Source organism: Microbacterium umsixpiens (assembly GCF_053543675.1).
The window spans coordinates 3,839-4,861 of the sequence record NZ_JBLVOH010000051.1; the positions used below are offsets into that span (position 1 = coordinate 3,839).

2 protein-coding genes are annotated in these 1,023 nt (G+C 70.2%); both read right to left on the bottom strand.

Features of this window, described 5'->3' with window-relative positions:
- Window positions 1-11: 11 nt before the first annotated feature.
- The gene (purQ, locus tag ACNPM4_RS05530) at window positions 12-719 is read right to left on the bottom strand and encodes a phosphoribosylformylglycinamidine synthase subunit PurQ (protein ID WP_029263066.1); all 708 of its coding nucleotides are present in this window, start codon (window positions 717-719) and stop codon (window positions 12-14) included.
- Window positions 716-964: a phosphoribosylformylglycinamidine synthase subunit PurS gene (purS, locus tag ACNPM4_RS05535; protein ID WP_017204254.1), complete on the bottom strand. Its 249-nt coding sequence runs from the start codon at window positions 962-964 to the stop codon at window positions 716-718. The genes purQ and purS overlap by 4 nt, the downstream gene beginning before the upstream one ends.
- Window positions 965-1,023 lie beyond the last annotated feature (59 nt).

Here is a 1,023-nt window from a genome sequence, read left to right on the forward strand (position 1 = left end):
TTCGTCGTGAGTTACGCGGCGACGCGGGCGACGGCGGCGATGGCGCTCGTGAAGAAGTCGAGTCCGTCGACTCCGCTGCGCATGGCGGCTGCGGTGTCGGGGCCGAAGCCGGCTTCGGTGGCGTGCTCGGGGTGCGGCATGAGGCCGACCACGTTGCCCGCTTCGTTCGTGACACCGGCGATGTCGCGCAGCGACCCGTTCGGGTTCACGCCGGCGTAGCGGAACGCCACGAGACCTTCGCCCTCGATGCGGTCGAGGGTCTGCTCGTCGGCGATGTAGCCGCCGTCGGCGTTCTTGAGCGGGATGACGATCTCCTGGCCGCTGCGGAACGCGTTCGTCCAGGCGGTGTCGGAGTTCTCGACCGTGAGTCGCTGGTCGCGGCGCACGAAGTGCTGGTGGTTGTTGCGGATCAGTCCGCCGGGCAGCAGGTGCGCCTCGACGAGCATCTGGAAGCCGTTGCAGATGCCGAGCACGGGCATGCCTTTGGCGGCGGCATCCTTCACCTCGGACATGATCGGCGAGAGCGCGGCGATCGCGCCGGCGCGCAGGTAGTCGCCGTAGCTGAAGCCGCCCGGGAGGACGAGCGCATCGACGCCCTCGAGGTCGTGCGAGCCGTGCCACAGAGCGACGGGCTCGGCGCCGGCGATGCGGACGGCGCGCTGCGCGTCGCGGTCGTCGAGCGAGCCGGGGAAGGTGATGACCCCGATGCGGATGGTCACTCCGCGACCTCGATGCCGACGACGTCTTCGATCACGGAGTTGGAGAGCACCTCGTCGGCGATCCGACGGGCCTCGGCGAGGACCTCGTCGGTGACCTCGCCCTCGACGGTGAGCTCGAAGCGCTTGCCGATGCGGACGTCGGTGAAGCCCTCGACGCCGAGACGGGCGAAGGCGCCGGAGACGGCCTTGCCCTGCGGGTCGAGCAGTTCGGGCTTGGGCATGACGTCGACGACGATGGTGGGCATGACGGCTCCAAGAGTCGCGGGCGGACGGGCGCCCCCAGTCTACCGTCCCCGCCCGTCGG

What these genes read in the sequence shown, in the direction of transcription:
- purS (WP_017204254.1), bottom strand. Translation starts at nt 964, where the DNA reads ATGCCCACCATCGTCGTCGACGTCATGCCCAAGCCCGAACTGCTCGAC.